Origin of the sequence: Streptococcus sp. SR4, from assembly GCF_000517725.1 — a bacterium.
Lineage (GTDB): Bacteria > Bacillota > Bacilli > Lactobacillales > Streptococcaceae > Streptococcus > Streptococcus salivarius_F.
In genome coordinates, this window is sequence record NZ_AZYW01000049.1 from 1 (window position 1) to 894 (window position 894).

The 894-nt window shown below is 38.6% G+C and carries 1 protein-coding gene; it reads right to left on the bottom strand.

Features of this window, described 5'->3' with window-relative positions:
- Positions 1 to 246 (bottom strand): hypothetical protein (locus HMPREF1519_RS06855; RefSeq protein ID WP_037611646.1); only part of this gene is annotated, 246 nt, incomplete at its 3' end.
- Between the last annotated feature and the right edge of the window lie 648 nt (positions 247 to 894).

The following is an 894-nucleotide window of genomic DNA, read 5'->3' on the forward strand; positions in this document are numbered from 1 at the left end:
TGAGTTACCGTTTAGAGCCGTATCTGAGAGAAAAATCGGGTTGACCGTTTCTACAAGAGCATCTTCTGGGAAGACTGTTGTAGAAGCAGGGGTAATAACGTGGAAGGCCCCATGTTTTTCACTATTAAGAATGTGGCGTTGGTATTTGCCTTCTTTGCCGAAGATAAAGCGAGGCGCATTCCCTAATTTTTCGTAGTAAGCAGGGCCGATAAAGTCAGGTTTCATAACAAGTGTTTCTGGAATCATAGAGTTTTCCTTTCTAAATTTAAGCAAAATAAAAAGAGTTAAGCTAATTGCTTCACTCTTGAGTAATAGTGGGTAAACAATTTACGTTTAAACTGTCGACTATAGAATTGAATATCACCGCTAGGATAGCTGTTTCTACGAGCTTCTTGGACTAAGTGATTTAGGTCAAGAAGAGCTTGTGTATAGAGTTTAGCTTGTAGTTTAGTCGAGTAGCTATACATACCATAGGTGAACTCATAGTTATCATAGAGGCGTTTACATTGTAATGCGAAAAAAGTTAGTCATAATTTCTCCTTTATTGTAAGCGTAAAAAAGCTACTAAGATAAAAGAAAGACTTAGTAGCTTGAGAATAAGTCCATCTAGAAAAGATAGACAGCAGTAAAGAAAAGTTGTTTGTTTGGAAAGATTCCTCTTTCCACGGTGGCAACGTTTAGCAAGGTGCATTGCGTCAATTACCATCGCTTGCCCGGCCAATCTCTTTAGGTAGTCATTGTCATACCCTAGGGATTCTCTTACGCAGTTTTGCGCAACCAGTTCACTTTACTATTCGGCAAAAGTGCTAAACGTCCGAAATGCGTGGAAGCCCACAAAATATTTGTTTTAATCTTCACTTCAACCATCAACGGACTTGACTTTTCTTATTCAAA